This window comes from Vibrio sp. 10N.261.52.C2 (assembly GCF_041471425.1).
In the GTDB taxonomy this organism is placed as follows: Bacteria; Pseudomonadota; Gammaproteobacteria; order Enterobacterales; family Vibrionaceae; genus Vibrio; species Vibrio crassostreae_C.
The window spans coordinates 1-332 of record NZ_JBFROH010000109.1 but is presented as its reverse complement, the minus strand read 5'-3'; the positions used below and the strand labels follow the sequence as shown (position 1 = coordinate 332).

Genomic DNA, 332 nt, shown 5'->3' with positions numbered 1-332 from the left:
TAGAGAACAAATAGTGAATCGATTAGATTTATTATTGGCTACTTAGCTCAGTTGGTTAGAGCACATCACTCATAATGATGGGGTCGCAGGTTCAAATCCCGCAGTAGCCACCATTTATACAACGTTTTATTGAATCACCAATATTCAGTATGACTATAAAGATTTGCTGCGGTCGTGGCGGAATTGGTAGACGCACCAGATTTAGGTTCTGGCGCCGAGAGGTGTGAGAGTTCAAGTCTCTCCGACCGCACCATTATTTAGAATGTTTTTCTTTCATTAGTTGACCATTCATTGTTGGGCTATCGCCAAGCGGTAAGACACTGGCTTTTGAT

2 tRNA genes are annotated in these 332 nt (G+C 42.2%); both read left to right on the top strand.

Annotation, left to right across the window (positions count from 1 at the left end):
* Nucleotides 1-36 precede the first annotated feature (36 nt).
* A tRNA-Met gene (locus AB4307_RS21940) sits at nucleotides 37-113 on the top strand.
* A 55-nt stretch (nucleotides 114-168) separates the two neighbouring features.
* Nucleotides 169-253, top strand: a tRNA-Leu gene (locus AB4307_RS21935).
* Nucleotides 254-332: the final 79 nt, after the last annotated feature.